Source organism: Agromyces sp. Soil535 (assembly GCF_001428255.1).
Taxonomy (GTDB): Bacteria; Actinomycetota; Actinomycetes; order Actinomycetales; family Microbacteriaceae; genus Agromyces.
In genome coordinates, this window is sequence record NZ_LMRW01000024.1 from 188,471 (window position 1) to 203,650 (window position 15,180).

Genomic DNA, 15,180 nt, shown 5'->3' on the forward strand with positions numbered 1-15,180 from the left:
CCCGTGGTCGCACGGCGAGGGAGCGCGTTGCGCTCATGGTACCGGCGCACGCCAGACGAAGAACAGGCCCGCGTCCGGTGGACGCGGGCCTGCTCGTGCGAATCGCGAGAGCGCCTAGGAGGCGCGCTCCTCCGACTCCACCGCGACGTCGATCTCGACGACCTCGACGACCTCGACGGCCTCGATCGTCTCGACCTCGACGACCTCGACGGCCTTGATCGTCTCGACCTCGACGACCTCGATCGTCTCGGCCTCCTCGACGATCGCGGCGGCCTCGGCGGCCAGGTCCTCGACCGGAGCGAGTTCGATCGGCCCCAGGTCGACGAGGAGCTCGTCGCCGAGGCGCACGTCCTCGAAGTCGACGTCGATCTCCGCGCGGTTCAGCAGGTCGGCGGTGCGACGCTGGCGGCTGCGCGGGATGAGCGTGACGACGCGTCCCGCCTTGCCGGCACGGCCGGTGCGGCCGGCGCGGTGCAGGTACGTCTTGTACTCGTCGGGCGCGTCCGCCTGGATCACCAGGTCGATGTCGTCGACGTGGATGCCGCGGGCCGCGACATCCGTGGCGACGAGCACGTTCACCCGGCCGCTCGTGAGCTGCTGCAGGTTGCGCGTGCGGCGGGACTGGTTGAGGTCGCCGTGCAGCGCGACCGCACGGATGCCGTAGTCCTCGAGATGCTCGGTGAGGTCTTCGGCGAACGCCCGGGTGCGCGAGAAGACGAGGGTCTTGCCGTCGCGGTTCGCGAGCTGGGCGACGATGTCGCGCTTCTCGTGGTTGCCGATCACGAACACGCGGTGCTCGATGGTCGAGGAGGCCTGGTCCTCACCGGCGACCTCGTGCACCGCCGGGTCGTCGAGGAACTCGTCGACGAGCGTGGCGACGCCCTGGTCGAGGGTCGCCGAGAAGAGCAGCCGCTGCCCGCCCTCGGCGGTGTGACGGATGATGCGCTGGACGGGTTCGAGGAACCCGAGGTCGCACATGTGGTCGGCCTCGTCGATCACCGTGACGACGACCTCAGAGAGGTCGAGGCGGCGCTGTTCGATGAGATCCTCGATACGCCCGGGGGTGCCGATGACGATGTCGACGCCGCGCTGGAGCGCACCGACCTGGCGGTGCTGCGGCACGCCGCCGTAGATCTGCGTGGTGAACAGGCCGACGCTCTGCGCGATCGGCTGCACGGTGCGGTCGATCTGCAGGGCGAGCTCGCGGGTCGGCGCGAGGATGAGTGCACGAGGCTTGCGGCCCATCTGGCGCTTGCCGCCCGACTTGCCCGACTCCGCCCAGAGCTTCATGAGGCGCTCGACGGTGGGGGCGCCGAAGGCGATGGTCTTGCCCGAACCGGTCTTGCCACGGCCGAGCACGTCGCGACCCTCGAGCACCACCGGGATGGTGGCGGCCTGGATCGGGAACGGCGACACCGCGCCGAGATCCTGCAGCACCCGCACGACGTTGCTGCCGAGCCCGAGGTCGGCGAAGGTCACGCCGTCGACCGCGTCGGCCTGGATGGCCTCGGCCTCGAGGCGCTCGAGCACGACGTCGTCGGCCGGCGCGAAGCGCGACGCGGCATCCTTCGACGGGTAGAAGCTCGACGGGCGACGGCCCGACTCCTGGAAGCCCGGACGCTCGAAGTCGCGGCGCGGGGCACGGTCGCCACGGTCGAAGGAGCGCGCGGGGCGGTCCTGGCGGTCGTGGGAACGGGCSGGGCGGTCCGAACGGTCCGAGCGGTCGAACGAACGCGCCGGGCGCTCGTCGCGGTCGCGGCGCGGCGCACGGTCGTCACGATCGAACGAACGGGCCAACGAACGCGCCGGGCGCTCGTCGCGGTCGCGGCGCGGCGCACGGTCGTCACGATCGAACGAACGGGCCGGGCGGTCGTCGCGGTAGTGCGGACGGGCCGGACGGTCGTCGCGGTCGCGGCGCGGCGCACGGTCGTCGCGGTCGTAGGAACGAGCGGGTCGGTCGTCGCGGTCACGGCGCAGCGCACGGTCGTCGCGGTCGTAGGAACGAGCGGGTCGGTCGCCGCGGTCGTACGAGCGGGGGGCGCGGTCGTCGCGGTCGAAGCGGCGGGCGCCTCGCTCGCCCTCGCTGCGCGACTCCCGGGGAGCGCGGTCGTCGCGGCTCTCGCGCACTGCGCGGTGCGGCGAGCGGCCGGATGCGACGCGCTCCTCGCTCGACCAACGGGCCTTGCGCGAGGCATCCGCCTCTTCGGGGCGGTAGCCTCGGTGGCCGGCGCTGCGCGAGCCGGGCTTGGACGATCCGGAGCGCGCCGGGCCGCCCTTCGAGCCGCCCTTCGCGTACGACGGATCGAAGTTCTTGGCCGGTCGTCCGCCGGCGGCGGGCTTCTTGTTCTTGGGCATGGTGGTGACTTCCTGGGTTGTACTGAAGTACATGGCAGGCCCGCCGGGCGCGCGAAGCGCACAGCAGGTCTGAGAACCCGGAACAACGTCGACCGGGGCCGTTCACATACGGTGACTATCCGAGGCCGAATGCCCCGAAACCGGCCCTTTGGACTCACAAACCCATCCGCGCACGGCGCGGTGTCCAGAACCGACTCGGCCACGATACCGGAAATCGGCTGGGAAAGTGCCGCGCGCGGCATCCGCTCGGCTCCTCGTCACACTCGCGACGCGACTGAGCCGCCCTCGCGTCCGACTTTGACACGTCGCGACGTCGGAGTAGCATCACTCCACCCCTGAACCCGGAGCCCGGTGTGACCTCGTCCCGAAGCACAGGCGGCTCCGGCATCCGCGCCAGGCGGATCGCACTGGCCGCGCTGGCCGCCGCCGCGGCGGTCGTCGGCGTGGCCGCGCTCTCTGGGTTCCACACGCAGCTGCGCGAGATCGACCCGTCGGGCCCGGATGCCGCGAGCGAGGTCGTGAGCGCCGACATCATCGGCATCCGCACGTTCACGCCCCCCGCAGGGCTCGTGGTCGAAGCCGACCTCGAGTACGGCACCCGCGAGGACGGCACGCTGCTCACCCTCGACGTGTGCACGCCGGCGCCCGATGCCCTCGTCACGTCGCGCGCGGCCGTGGTGGCGATCCATGGCGGCAGCTGGGCACGCGGCGACAAGGCGAACGCGGACTGGCGCAACGTGTGCCTGTGGCTCGCGAGCGAGGGTTTCGTCGCGGCATCCGTGAACTACCGGCTCGTGCCTGACGCCCGCTTCCCGGCGGCGATCGAGGATGTCGCGCTCGCGGTCGAGTGGCTGCGTGCGCCCGAGCAGGTCGAGCGCTTCGGCATCGACCCAGCACGCATCGGCGCGTTCGGCGGCTCGGCGGGGGGCAATCTCGCCGCGCTCCTCGGCACGACCGGCGAGGGCCAGCTCGACGAGGGCGCGCGCGTCGCCGCCGTGGCCGAGCTGTCAGGGCCCGTGGGGCTCGGCGCGGCCGAGCTCGTGGCCGACGGCGCCTCGCCGTGGCTGCGCGGCATCGTCGGCGAGTACCTCGGCTGCGAGCCCGGCGCCGGCATCGACGCGTGCCCGCAGCAGGCGGACGCCTCACCGGCGACCCTGGTCGATCCGAGCGACCCGCCGTTCTTCATCGGCCACGCCGACCAGGAGGTCGTGCCCGTGGGTCAGTCGCAGCGGTTCGCCGCGACCCTCGGCGCAGCCGGCGTGCCGGTGGAACTCGCCGTCGTGCCCGGCACCGGCCACTCGATCGGCATCCTCGACGAGGCGCTCCGCCTGCGCGTTGCGGAGTTCCTGCACGCGTATCTCGGCTGACCGCTCGCGGCAACCCCTGCCTCCCCTACCGCGGTACTGCCGTGGAATCGCTCCGCGGAGGGATGCAGCGCCACGGCACGCATGGCAGGCTGCTGCCACCATGGACGACACGCAGCACACGACGGAACCGCCTCTCGCACCTGCGCCCCCGGCCGCCGCCGGGGCGGCGACGCTCGGTGGGGCCCTCGTCGACGACAGGCGCTTCCGCGCCTGGGTGTGGGTCGCCACGTCGCTCCTGGCGGTGGTGCTCCTCGTCGTCTCCGTGCCGCTCGCGGCGACGGTCTACGGTGTGCACCTGCTCGCCGCCTTCGCGACGAGCCTCGCCCTCGCGGGTGCGCTCCCGCTCGCCGTGCGGCTGCCGTGGTTCGCGGCCGCGCTCGCGACCGCGGGGCTGCTCGCGTTCGCGCTGCTCTCGTCCGGCTCGGAGGGCGCACCATGGCCCTGGCCCGTGACGACGATCATCGGCCAGGGCTCGCTCCTCATCGTGCTCGGGCTCATGCGACCGTGGTGGGTCGGGCTCGCGGCCTGGCTCGCCTGCGTCCTCGTCACGACTCCGTTCGCCTTCGTCGACGCCGGCGCCGCCGCCAACGTCGTCACGGCCGCGGCCGTCACCGCACTCGCCTTCGCGGTGGCCGTGCTCGTCGCCCAGCGGCGCCTGATCGGCGCCGAGCTCTTCCGCGAGCGCGCCCACTCCGCTTCGGAGCAGCAGCGGCGCGTGCTCGTCGAGGAGCGGAACCGCATCGCGCGCGAACTCCACGACGTCGTCGCGCACGGCCTGTCGATCATCCATGTGCAGGCGACCAGTGCGCCGTACCGGGTCGAGGGGTTGAGCGAGGGCGCGAAGGCCGAGTTCGCCGAGATCGCGGCATCCGCTCGCACCGCGATGACCGAGATGCGTCAGCTCCTCGGGGTGCTCCGGAGCGCGGATGCCGCGGCCGAGACGACTCCGCAACCGGGGCTCCGCGAGCTGCCGGTGCTCGTGGCATCCGTCGAACGCGCCGGAGTTCCAGTGACCCTCGAGCTCGGCGAGCGCCTCCCTGAAGCGGGACTCGCTGCCACCGCGGCATACCGCATCGTGCAGGAGGCCCTCAGCAACGTGGTGCGCCATGCGCCCGGTGCGTCGACCCACGTCTCCGTCGAAGTGCTCGCCGACGACCTCGTCGTGTCGGTCGAGAACGACGCTGCCGCGGATGCCCCGGGCCCGGACGCCAAGGGGGGCGCCCACGGTCTCGTCGGCATCGGCGAGCGCGCAGCCCTGCTCGGCGGGCGCGCCGAGTACGGCGAGCTCCCCGGCGGCGGCTACCGTGTTCTCGCGACCCTGCCGCTCGGGGCGGACGGAGGAACGGTGTGACGATCTCGGTGCTCATCGCCGACGACCAGGCGATGGTGCGCGCCGGCTTCGCGGCGGTGCTCGCCGCGCAGCCGGGCATCGAGGTCGTCGGGCAGGCCGCCGATGGCGCTGAGGCCGTGTCGCTCGCGCGCGAGCTGCGGCCCGACGTGGTGGTCATGGACGTTCGCATGCCCGAGCTCAACGGCATCGAGGCGACGCGCGCCCTGCAGACCCCGCCACGGAGCTCCGACTACGTGCCGCGAGTGCTCATGCTCACGACCTTCGACATCGACGAATACGTCTACGAGGCATTGCGCGCGGGCGCGAGCGGGTTCCTGCTGAAGGACGCCACGCCCGAGGAGCTCGTCGCGGCCGTGCGCATCGTGGCAGGCGGCGACGCGCTGCTCGCACCGAGCGTGACCCGTCGGCTCATCGAGGACTTCGCGCGGTCGGGTCCACCGCCGCGGCCGTCGGGCACCCGGCTCGCCGAGCTCACGGAGCGCGAGCGCGAGGTGCTCACGCTCGTCGGCCGGGGCATGTCGAACTCCGAGATCGCCGCGGCGCTGTTCATCGCCGAGCAGACCGTGAAGACGCACGTCTCGAAGATCCTGCAGAAGCTGGGCCTGCGCGATCGCGTGCACGCGGTGGTGCTCGCGTACGACACCGGACTCGTGCAGCCCGGCTCATAGCCCTCAGCCCACGGACCCATACCCCGGTAGGGGGCGAGAACGGCTCTCCCGGGTGATGTCGGGCCCGCAACCGCGTTCCTAACCTGCCCGCGTGGGCGGATGGGCCGCCCGGATGGGTACGGTCATGACCGACACGCTCAACCGTTCAGCCGCGGCATCCGCTCAGGGCGCGGCGTCCGCTCAGGGCGCGACATCCGCTCGAGGCGCGGCGTCCGCTCGAGGACGCACGGGAGTCGTGCGCGACTCGAGCGTCGACGCGATCCGCATCGTGCTGCTCGTGGCGGTGTTCGCCCTGCACGCGATGATGTGCGGCGTGAGCGTCGGCGCCGGCGGTCCGGTGCTGCGGAACGCGCTCGAGGGGCAGGCGTGGTTCGGCCCGGTCAGCTGGGTCGTGCAGATCATGCCGCTGTTCTTCATCGCGGGCGGGTTCTCGAGCCTCCACCACTGGCGGTCGATGCGGTCGCGAGGAGCGACGCCCGCCGACTACGTGCGATCCCGCCTCGAACGGCTGGTGCGACCCGCGATCGCACTCGTCGTCGTCGTCGCCGGCGGACTCGTCGCGCTCTCGCTCGCCGGCCTTCCCGCCGAGCTCGTCGCGACGGCGGGCTTCCGCATCGGCCAGCCGCTCTGGTTCCTCGGCGTGTACGTGGCGATCTCGGCGCTGGTGCCGATCATGCTGCGCGCCCACGAGCGCGCACGAGTGCTCACGCCGCTCGCCCTCCTCGCGGCGGTCGTCGCCGTCGATGTGGTGCGTCTCTCGACGGGCGTCGAGGCGATCGGGTACCTCAACCTCCTCCTCGTGTGGCTCCTCGTGCAGCAGCTCGGATTCCACCTCGCGGACGGCAGCGTCGACCGGCTCTCGCGTCCGACGCTCTGGGGAATCGCGGCCGCCGCACTCGCGCTGCTCGCCGTGCTCACGGTGGTGGGGCCCTATCCCGTCGACATGCTCGAGAACCTCAACCCGCCGTCCGTGTGCCTTGTCGTGCTCGGCATCGCGCAGCTCGCACTGTTCCAGCTGGCCAGGCCGTACATCAGCGCCTGGGTGGAGCGAGCGGATGCCTCGCGGCTGATCTCGTCGGTCGGCGAGCGGGCCATGACCGTGTACCTGTGGCACATGCCCGTGCTGATCGTGCTCGCGGGCCTCGGCCTCGCCGCGAACGCCGGCTTCGGGCTCCCGCTGCCCGAGCCGCTGAGCCTCGAGTGGTGGGCGACGCGTCCGCTCTGGCTCGGCGTCGCCGCCGCGGCGGTCGTACCGATCGCGCTCGTGTTCGGACGGTTCGAACGCGCGCGCCGCCGTAGTGCCGAGCGGAGCCGCGCCTCCGCCGGCATGACGGCGATCGATGCGTTGTGCGGGGTGGCCGGCGTCGCGCTGCTGCTCGTCGCCGGCTTCGGCCCGGTCCCTGCGGTCATCGCGCTCGCGCTGCTCTCGATCGCGCTGGTCGGCAGCGCCCGTGTGCGCGCCCTCGCACGACGGGTGACCCGTCCGACCGGGCACCTCGGTGGGGCCCTCGATTCCGACCTCACGAGATGGGAGCGGGTGTGGAACCGATCCGCCGATGCGGACATCTCCCTGTATGGCCGCATCCGCAGGATCGTGGAGGACAGGGGCAGTACATGGAGTGGATTCGCACGCACGTCGACCGACTTCTCCTAGGAGGCGCGGCCGGCTGCATCGCCTTGGCATTGGCGGTACTGGGATACGCGGCATTCGCGAACGCTCCCGGCGTGGCCTACATCGTGACGCTGTTCACGGGCTCGCTGTTCTTCGCCGCGTGGGCGATGTGGTACCTCATACGACGCGCCGCACGGTCGCGACGCAGTGCCTCGCGGCGTGAGCGCGCACGGTAGGGGAACGTGTGGTCCGGCTCACCCCCAGCGTGCCGGACCACACGCCGTTCCCCCATCACGGAGATGTCCGGACGCGGGCGAAGGTTCCATTTCCGTGTCCGCCGCATCGTGCCCGGCTACGCTGGGACCGCCATGGATGAGTCGCCGTCGGATGCCGCGCTCTGGCTCGAGGCGGTCTCCGGCACCGAGTCCTCGTTCGGCGTGGTGTACGACCGGTACCGACGCCACATCTTCCGCAAGGCCTACGCTCGGGTCCGGAACGTCCACGACGCGGAGGACGTCGTGGCGATGGTCTTCCTCGAGGCGTGGCGCAAGCGGTCGGAGGTGCGGTTCGTCGACGGGTCGCTGCGACCTTGGCTGTTGGTCGTGACCGTGAACGTGACCCTGAACCGTGAACGCACCGATCGCCGGTACCGACGCCTCCTGTCGAAGCTGCCCGCAGGCGAGCACGTGCCCGACGCGAGCACCGCCGTGCACGACATGATCGAGCATCAGGAGTCGGCCGCCGACATCCAGGTCGCGATGGCGAAGCTCTCGGCGGCGGAGCAGCGGATCGTGGAGCTGTGCCTCGTCGAGGAGCTGCCGCTGGCCGCAGCCGCGGCGGCGCTGGACATCCCCGTCGGCACGGTGAAATCGAGGCTGCACCGGGCGAGGAAGCGCCTGCGCGTCGAACTCGGCACGACACTGACCGCACGGGAGGTGCCCTCATGAGATTCGACGAGCGCGGTCCCGCAATGCGCCCCGAACGCGACGCCGCCATCCGGGCGATGCTCATCGACGAGGCCAGCAGGGCGCCCGAGATGAAGGCGGCCCGCCGACGCAGGAACTGGATGATCTGGAGCGGGGCGGGTGTACTCGCCATCGGCATCGGCGCGACCGCGGGGGCCGTCGTGCTGCAGGCGGCGCAGGTCTCGAACGATCACATCGTGCACTGCCTGAGCTCGGATCGACGCGCCGCCGACGGCGGATACCCCGGTTCGCAGGCGACGCTCGCTTCGCGCGACGGGCAGGGCCGCGTCGATGACGCGATCGAGCTCTGCACCCTGATGTGGCAGCAGGGCGTGTTCGAGGACGGGTTCGACGCGGCATCCGCATCGAACCCGCCCGGTGCGGTGCCGCCTGCGTTCCAGGTGTGCGTGATGCCCGACGGGAGCGCCGCCGTCGTCCCGTCCGACGAGCCGGCGGTCTGCTCCCGGCTCAGCCTCGCCCCACTGCAGGACTGATCACCCGAAGGTGCCCCACGGCCTGAAGACCAGCGAACGGACCTGGTCGTTCAGGCTGCCGATGCTCGAGCACGTCGGGGTGCAGGTGATCCGGTCGCCGCCGTACCCGGTGGCTCTGTACAGGGTCACCCAGCACCCATTGGACCCACGAGCCGAGCTGATCCGGGAATCCCAGCCACCCGACAGGCTCGCGAATCCGTACGTGACTCCGGCGCAGCCGCTGGAGCCCCACATGGTGAGGGTGGAGCCGCGGTAGTTCACGTCGGCGTAGACGGTGCCGAGGGTGACGCTGGCCGATGCGCTCCGCGAGGTCGCGTCCGTCGTCGCGATCGACGCATCGAGGTACCCGTCCGCCTCGGCCTTCGTCAGGAAGCAGCGTGGTGCATCCTGCCGCTCGGCGGAGTCGACCGGCTGCACCTCCACCACGCAATGCACCTCCGCACGGGCCGCGGAAGCCTCGGCGCCGGCCGGAACGGCGACGGGCGCGGCCACCGTCGCAAGCGCTGCGAGCACAATCATGAACTTCATTCGGGTCTCCATTCATCGCGGGCGAGATCTGCCCGTGTACCCGGAGATGTCCGGCAGGCCCGCGATGGTTCATCCGTTACCGCTCCGAAACCCGCATGGGGTGGGATGGTCGCATGGCCGAACCGATCACCGTCTCGATCCGGCGCGAGGTCGACCCCGCGCACATCGCCGAGGCGACTGCGTGGGTGCAGACCGGCGTGAACCTCGCGAACAAGTACCCGGGCTTCCTGGGCTCGGGCTGGGTGCGCGCCGGCGAGCGGTCCCAGGTCTGGCACATGCTGTACCGCTTCGCGAGCGAGGAGACCCTCGATGCGTGGGAGCGGTCGCCCGAGCGCAGCTGGTGGCTGTCGATTGGCGAGGGGTTCGTGCGCTCGGAGCGCAGCAGGCGGCGCACCGGCATCGAGGGCTGGTTCGACGAGCCGGCGACCGGGTCGGTGCCGGTGACGGATGCCGCGGCATCCGCTTCGGGCGAGGGCGACGCCGCCCTGCCGCCCGCACCGCCGCGCTGGAAGCAGGCGGTCACGATCTGGCTCGGCTTCTTCCCGGTGAACCTCGCGTTCGCCTACCTCGTCTCGCCCGTCCCCGGCTGGGGCGACCTGCCGATCTGGCTGCGGGCGCTCGCGACGACGCTCGTGCTCACGCCGATCATGACGTACTGGGTGCTGCCGTTCGTCACGCGGATACTGCGGCGCTGGCTCTCGCCCGCTGCTGCGGGTTGAGGAGCCCGCGCAGCGGACGTCCTGCTCAGCGGATGCCGCCGATCCGCCGCGACAGGGTCGCCGCCGCCTCGCGCACGCCCTCGACGGCGCGCTCCTGCAGCTCGGGCGCCGCGTCGTCGGGGAACGTGACCGCGATCGCCGCGGCCGGCCAGCCGAGGTGGTCCACGACCGCGGCGCCGGCCGACGCGAGCCCCGTGGTGACCTCGCCGTCCTCGCCGGCCCAGCCGCGGGCCCGCACGTCGGCGAGCACGCGCTTCAGTCGCCCGTAGCTCCAGTCGGCGGCATCCGCGGCATCCGTCTCACCCTGCGGATGGCGCGTCGCGAACGCCGCCAGGTCGGGGTACAGCGCGCGCAGCTGCGCGGGCGGAAGCTCCGCGAGCATCGCGCGACCGGTGGCGGTGAGGTGCGCGGGCAGGCGCACGCCGACGTCGGTGACGAGCGAGGGGCGCCGCGGCGCCCGCTCCTCCACGAGGTAGAGCACGTCGCGCCCGTGCAGCACGGCGAGGTGGCCCGACTCGCCGAGCCGGTCGACGAGGGTCGCCACGAGCGGCCGGCCGAGACGCGCGAGCGGCTGCTGGCGGCTGAACCCGCTCGACAGCTCGAACGCGGCGATCCCGAGGCCGTAGCGCCGCTCCTCGGGCAGGTGCACGACGAATCCGCGCTCCTGCATCACGGCGAGCAGGTGGTACACGGTGGAGCGCGGCAGCGCGAGCGCGTGTGCGATCGTCGCCGCCGGCACGGGGCCCCGCTGGGCGGAGAGGTGTGCGAGGATCGCCAGCGTCTGGTCGGCGGCCGGCACCTTCGATGGCTCGCTCACGCTGCCCAGCCTACGCCGCCGGTCTGGGATCCCGGACGGATGCGGCGACGGCGGCGTTCCCGCGCGCGCGGCCGCGGTGTGGAATCGGAGGCATGAGCACCATCGCGCCCTCCCGCGCCGCGACCACCGCGGCATCCGTCACCGTCGGCACCTGGCCGCTCACGATCGACGAGGTCGTCGCCGTGGCCCGGCACGGGGCATCCGTCGTGCTCGACCCGGCCGCGCTCGAGGGCGTCGCGGCGAGCCGAGCGATCGTCGAGGACCTTGCCGCCGACCCCGAGCCGCACTACGGCATCTCGACCGGCTTCGGCGCGCTCGCGACCACCTTCATCGCCGAGGACCGGCGCGCCCAGCTGCAGGCGAGCCTCGTGCGCTCGCACGCCGCAGGGTCGGGCGCCGAGGTCGAGCGAGAGGTCGTGCGCGCCCTCATGCTGCTGCGCCTGTCGACCCTCATGACCGGCCGCACGGGCGTGCGCCGCGAGACCGCCGAGACGTACGCCGCGATCCTCAACGCCGGCATCACGCCGGTCGTGCGCGAGTACGGCTCGCTCGGATGCTCGGGCGACCTCGCCCCCCTTGCGCACTGCGCGCTCGTGGCGATCGGAGAAGGCGAGGTGCGCACCGCCGACGGCGAGCTGACGGATGCCGCCGACGCCCTGGCCGCCGCCGGCATCACCCCCCTCCGCCTCGGCGAGAAGGAGGGCCTCGCGCTCATCAACGGCACCGACGGCATGCTCGGCATGCTGGCGCTCGCGATCGACGACCTGCGGATGCTGCTGACCACCGCCGACGTGGCCGCGGCCATGAGCGTCGAGGGACTCATGGGCACCGACGCGGTGTTCGCCGAGGACCTGCACGCCCTGCGCCCGCAGCGCGGGCAGGCGGCATCCGCGGCGAACCTGCGGCGCCTGCTCGCCGACTCCCCCATCGTGGCCAGCCACAAGGGTCCCGAGTGCACCCGCGTGCAGGACGCGTACTCGCTCCGCTGCGCCCCGCAGGTGCACGGCGCCGCCCGCGACACGCTCGCGCACGCGGCATCCGTCGCGGACGCGGAGCTCGCGAGCGCGATCGACAATCCCGTGCTCACGCTCGACGGCCGCGTCGAGTCGAACGGCAACTTCCACGGCGCCCCGGTCGCGTACGTGCTCGACTTCCTCGCGATCGCAGTGGCGGATGTCGCGTCGATGAGCGAGCGGCGCACCGACCGGTTCCTCGACCGGGCCCGCAACCAGGGCCTGCCCCCGTTCCTCGCGCACGAGGTCGGCGTCGACTCGGGCCTCATGATCGCGCAGTACACCGCGGCCGGGATCGTCTCGGAGCTCAAGCGCCTCGCGGTGCCCGCTTCGGTCGACTCGATCCCGTCGTCGGCGATGCAGGAGGACCACGTGTCGATGGGCTGGGCCGCTGCGCGCAAGCTGCGGCGTGCGATCGACGGGCTCACGCGGGTGCTCGCGATCGAGGTCATGACGGCGGCGCGCGGCCTCGCGCTGCGCGCACCAACCGAGCCCGGGCCGGCCACCGGCGCCGTCGTGTCGCTCGTCGCGGGTGTGGGCGCGGTGCCCGGACCCGACCGGTTCCTCACGCCCGAGATCGAGGCGATCACGGGGCTCGTGGGGTCGGGTGCGGTCGTGGCGCGGGCGGCGGAGGCGGCTGGGCCTCTCGGCTGAGCGTCACGGCGACGGAGTCGGGGTCGGGGTCGGCGTCGGCGTCGGACTCGGGGGCGTCGTGGCGGGCGCCTCCGCGACGATGAGCACGACCGATGCCCCGAGCGGCAGCACCGACCCGTCAGCCGGCCGCGTTCCGAGCACGGTGCCGGCCGTCGTCCCGGGGTCGGCCCGGAGGACCTCGACGACGGCCTCGAAGCCGGCGTCGTGCAGCGCGCCGGCGGCGGTCGTCGACATCTGTCCGCCGACGCGGGGAACGACGTTCGACCCCGAGGCGACGACGATCGTGATCGCCGATCCGGACGCAAGCCACTCCCGCTCGGACGGACTCGTGCGGAGGGTCGTGTCGAGTGGGAGCCGTGAGTTCTCGCTCTCGACGGCGCCGACCCGGAATCCGGCACGCTCGAGGATGACACGCGCGTCGGCGAGACTGCGTCCCGCGACATCGGGCACCTCGATGCCGTCGCGTTCCGGTTCGGGCTCGGGCTCGGGCTCGACCGCCGCGACCGCCGCCGGCACGCTCGTGCTGGGAGGCGCTGCGAGCGGTTCCGGCCCGCTGGTGAGGGCCGCCCAGCTCCAGAGGACCATGCCCACCGCGATGACGGCCATCGCACCGAGGAGGGCTCCGACGCCACGTGCCCGAGGCGGTCGCTGCTGCGCGGCCGTCGAGCCGCTGCGCGCTCTCGACGAGCCCGAACCCGAACCCGACGCCGTGGACGTCCGGCCGGGCCTAGCGAGGGCCACGGCCGCTGCAGGGAGACGAGAGGTCGGCGCTTCTGCTCCCCCGGCGTTCTGCGGCACGACGGTCTTCGGCAATCGCGAGGTCGCATCCAGACGCGCGGTCGGGGCGGCGTTCGCCTCCCCCTCCGCGATCGCGTTCGCGACCGCGGAGGCCATGCCGGCCGCATCGGGGTATCGGCGCGACGGATGCTTCGCCATGCCACGTGCCACGATGCGATCGATCGACGGCGCCAGGCCGGGTCGCACGGCCGACGGAACCGGAGGCGGTGCCGTCGAATGGGCACGCACGATCTCCGGCACACGCTCGCGTGGAAACGGCGGAGAGCCGGTCAACGCGAAGTACAGGGTCGCGGCGACGGCGTACAGGTCGCTCGCCTCCGTCACCGCAGCTCCCCGCAGCTGTTCCGGCGCCGCGAAGTGCACGCTCGCGACGGCACCGACGGTGTGACCATCGCCGATGAGCAGCGCGTCCGTGCCCACAGCCGACCGTCCGGTCTCATCGGCCAGCCCGAAGTCGACGAGTCGCACCGACTCCGCGCCGACGCCCGGCTCGTCACCGACGAGCATCACGTTGGCGGGCGAGATGTCCCGATGCACCACGCCCGCGGCATGTGCTGCGCCGAGCGCATCCAGCACGCCGACGGCCACCGCCAGCGCCTCCGCGGGGTCGAGCGGACCGTCGACCCGCACCGCGTTCGACAGCGACCGGCCGCGCAGGAGGTCGAAGGCGATCCACGCCTGCTCGAGCCCTCCGGCGTCATGCACGCCGAATCCGATCAGCGAGACGACGCCGGGATGTCGAAGCCGTTCGAGTGCTCTCGCCTCGGTGAAGAACGCGTCGAGCCGTTCGGGGCCATCGGAGAGGTGCGGGTGCAAGAGCTTCACGGCGACCTGCGAACCCGTCTCCAGGTCGGTCGCCTCGAACACCGAGGCCGTGCCACCGACGCCGAGCAGCTCGCCGAGCTCGAAGCGGGCCGCCACGACACCCAGGTCGCCATCACCGTCATCCGCGGGCGCGCCGAGGTCAGCGCCGAGATCGGCGGCCTCGGGCCCGCTCAGGCCGGCCGGGTCATCCGAATCGGCCGTTGACATAGTCGAAGGTCCGTGGATCCTGTGGCTCCGCGAACATGGCATCGGTGTCGCCGTGCTCGACGATCACCCCCGGCGTTCCGTGGGAGGCGAGGAAGAACGCGCAATTCTGCGAGACGCGCTGCGCCTGCTGCATGTTGTGCGTGACGATCACGATCGTGACGTCCTTGACCAGTTCGAGCATCGTCTCCTCGATCACCCGGGTCGAGGTCGGGTCGAGGGCCGAACACGGCTCGTCCATGAGCAGCACGCGCGGCCGGACCGCGAGGGAGCGCGCGATGCAGAGACGCTGTTGCTGGCCACCCGAGAGACCGCCGCCAGGTGCCCGGAGGCGATCCTTGACCTCCTTCCAGAGCCCGCCCTTGGTGAGGCACTCCTCGACGAGGGCGTCCTTCTCGCTCCGACTCGCGCGGGTTCCCGTGAGCTTGAGGCCCGCGATGACGTTGTCGTAGATCGACATCGCCGGGAACGGGTTCGGCTTCTGGAAGACCATCCCGATCTGGTGTCGCGCATCGGTGAGCCTGCGGGAGGCGTCGTAGATGTCTGCGCCGTCGAGCAGCACCTCGCCGGCCATGCTCGCGGTGGGCACGAGTTCATGCATCCGGTTCAGGATGCGGAGGAAGGTCGACTTCCCGCAGCCCGACGGACCGATGAGGGCGGTCACCTCGCCCGCCGGCATCGTGAGCGAGACGCGGTCGAGGACCTTGTGGTCGCCGAACCATGCGGAGATGTTGTGCGCGTCGAGTTCGGCGAGCGCATTCGCCTCCGGCGCTGGTCGTTCCTCGGTGATGGTCATGGGAAATGTCCTTC

The 15,180-nt window shown here is 72.3% G+C and carries 14 protein-coding genes; 9 read left to right on the top strand and 5 right to left on the bottom strand.

Going from position 1 to position 15,180, the window contains the following annotated elements; all coding sequences use genetic code 11:
• Positions 1 to 114 precede the first annotated feature (114 nt).
• Positions 115 to 2,355 carry a DEAD/DEAH box helicase gene (locus ASG80_RS16110; protein WP_082590514.1) on the bottom strand — a complete coding sequence of 747 codons (2,241 nt, stop codon included), beginning with the start codon at positions 2,353 to 2,355 and terminating at the stop codon, positions 115 to 117.
• A 353-nt stretch (positions 2,356 to 2,708) separates the two neighbouring features.
• On the opposite strand from ASG80_RS16110, the gene ASG80_RS16115 reads away from it, so the two are divergent.
• From ASG80_RS16115 to ASG80_RS16140, 7 genes are all read left to right on the top strand, one after another.
• The gene (locus ASG80_RS16115) at positions 2,709 to 3,722 is read left to right on the top strand and encodes an alpha/beta hydrolase (protein WP_056732505.1); all 1,014 of its coding nucleotides are present in this window, start codon (positions 2,709 to 2,711) and stop codon (positions 3,720 to 3,722) included.
• A gap of 100 nt (positions 3,723 to 3,822) precedes the next feature.
• On the top strand, positions 3,823 to 5,073 hold the full coding sequence (locus tag ASG80_RS16120; RefSeq protein ID WP_056732507.1) for a sensor histidine kinase: 1,251 nt from the start codon (positions 3,823 to 3,825) through the stop codon (positions 5,071 to 5,073).
• Complete coding sequence (locus tag ASG80_RS16125; protein WP_056732509.1) at positions 5,070 to 5,741, top strand: response regulator transcription factor; 672 nt, start codon at positions 5,070 to 5,072, stop codon at positions 5,739 to 5,741. Before ASG80_RS16120 ends, ASG80_RS16125 begins: the two co-directional genes overlap by 4 nt.
• A 124-nt stretch (positions 5,742 to 5,865) precedes the next feature.
• Positions 5,866 to 7,395 carry an acyltransferase gene (locus tag ASG80_RS16130; protein WP_162256646.1) on the top strand — a complete coding sequence of 510 codons (1,530 nt, stop codon included), beginning with the start codon at positions 5,866 to 5,868 and terminating at the stop codon, positions 7,393 to 7,395.
• A 71-nt stretch (positions 7,396 to 7,466) separates the two neighbouring features.
• Entirely contained in the window at positions 7,467 to 7,589 is a 123-nt protein-coding gene (locus ASG80_RS24745; RefSeq protein WP_255355603.1) for a hypothetical protein, read from the top strand.
• Between the two features lie 132 nt (positions 7,590 to 7,721).
• Positions 7,722 to 8,300 carry an RNA polymerase sigma factor gene (locus ASG80_RS16135; RefSeq protein WP_056732513.1) on the top strand — a complete coding sequence of 193 codons (579 nt, stop codon included), beginning with the start codon at positions 7,722 to 7,724 and terminating at the stop codon, positions 8,298 to 8,300.
• Complete coding sequence (locus tag ASG80_RS16140) at positions 8,297 to 8,812, top strand: hypothetical protein (RefSeq protein ID WP_156401889.1); 516 nt, start codon at positions 8,297 to 8,299, stop codon at positions 8,810 to 8,812. The genes ASG80_RS16135 and ASG80_RS16140 overlap by 4 nt, the downstream gene beginning before the upstream one ends.
• On the opposite strand, the gene ASG80_RS16145 is transcribed toward ASG80_RS16140, so the two are convergent.
• Positions 8,813 to 9,340, bottom strand: coding sequence for a peptidase inhibitor family I36 protein (locus ASG80_RS16145; RefSeq protein ID WP_056732517.1), 528 nt, complete (start codon positions 9,338 to 9,340; stop codon positions 8,813 to 8,815).
• Positions 9,341 to 9,453: 113 nt separating this feature from the next.
• Here ASG80_RS16145 and ASG80_RS16150 point away from each other — a divergent pair, with 113 nt between their 5' ends.
• The gene (locus ASG80_RS16150; protein WP_056732519.1) at positions 9,454 to 10,059 is read left to right on the top strand and encodes an antibiotic biosynthesis monooxygenase; all 606 of its coding nucleotides are present in this window, start codon (positions 9,454 to 9,456) and stop codon (positions 10,057 to 10,059) included.
• Between the two features lie 25 nt (positions 10,060 to 10,084).
• Here ASG80_RS16150 and ASG80_RS16155 read toward each other — a convergent pair whose 3' ends face one another.
• Positions 10,085 to 10,876, bottom strand: a complete 792-nt coding sequence (locus tag ASG80_RS16155) for an IclR family transcriptional regulator (RefSeq protein WP_056732520.1) — start codon at positions 10,874 to 10,876, stop codon at positions 10,085 to 10,087.
• A 92-nt stretch (positions 10,877 to 10,968) separates the two neighbouring features.
• On the opposite strand from ASG80_RS16155, the gene hutH reads away from it, so the two are divergent.
• Positions 10,969 to 12,543, top strand: coding sequence for a histidine ammonia-lyase (gene hutH / locus ASG80_RS16160; protein WP_056732522.1), 1,575 nt, complete (start codon positions 10,969 to 10,971; stop codon positions 12,541 to 12,543).
• Positions 12,544 to 12,546: 3 nt separating this feature from the next.
• Here hutH and ASG80_RS16165 read toward each other — a convergent pair whose 3' ends face one another.
• Both ASG80_RS16165 and ASG80_RS16170 read right to left on the bottom strand, forming a co-directional pair.
• Positions 12,547 to 14,373, bottom strand: coding sequence for a protein kinase (locus tag ASG80_RS16165; RefSeq protein WP_056732524.1), 1,827 nt, complete (start codon positions 14,371 to 14,373; stop codon positions 12,547 to 12,549).
• Positions 14,351 to 15,166, bottom strand: coding sequence for a phosphate ABC transporter ATP-binding protein (locus ASG80_RS16170; RefSeq protein ID WP_056732526.1), 816 nt, complete (start codon positions 15,164 to 15,166; stop codon positions 14,351 to 14,353). The genes ASG80_RS16165 and ASG80_RS16170 overlap by 23 nt, the downstream gene beginning before the upstream one ends.
• Positions 15,167 to 15,180: the final 14 nt, after the last annotated feature.

What these genes read in the sequence shown, in the direction of transcription:
- ASG80_RS16165 (WP_056732524.1), bottom strand. Translation starts at nt 14,373, where the DNA reads ATGTCAACGGCCGATTCGGATGACCCGGCCGGCCTGAGCGGGCCCGAG.
- ASG80_RS16120 (WP_056732507.1), top strand. Translation starts at nt 3,823, where the DNA reads ATGGACGACACGCAGCACACGACGGAACCGCCTCTCGCACCTGCGCCC.
- ASG80_RS16145 (WP_056732517.1), bottom strand. Translation starts at nt 9,340, where the DNA reads ATGAAGTTCATGATTGTGCTCGCAGCGCTTGCGACGGTGGCCGCGCCC.
- hutH (WP_056732522.1), top strand. Translation starts at nt 10,969, where the DNA reads ATGAGCACCATCGCGCCCTCCCGCGCCGCGACCACCGCGGCATCCGTC.
- ASG80_RS16130 (WP_162256646.1), top strand. Translation starts at nt 5,866, where the DNA reads ATGACCGACACGCTCAACCGTTCAGCCGCGGCATCCGCTCAGGGCGCG.
- ASG80_RS16140 (WP_156401889.1), top strand. Translation starts at nt 8,297, where the DNA reads ATGAGATTCGACGAGCGCGGTCCCGCAATGCGCCCCGAACGCGACGCC.
- ASG80_RS16150 (WP_056732519.1), top strand. Translation starts at nt 9,454, where the DNA reads ATGGCCGAACCGATCACCGTCTCGATCCGGCGCGAGGTCGACCCCGCG.
- ASG80_RS16135 (WP_056732513.1), top strand. Translation starts at nt 7,722, where the DNA reads ATGGATGAGTCGCCGTCGGATGCCGCGCTCTGGCTCGAGGCGGTCTCC.
- ASG80_RS16170 (WP_056732526.1), bottom strand. Translation starts at nt 15,166, where the DNA reads ATGACCATCACCGAGGAACGACCAGCGCCGGAGGCGAATGCGCTCGCC.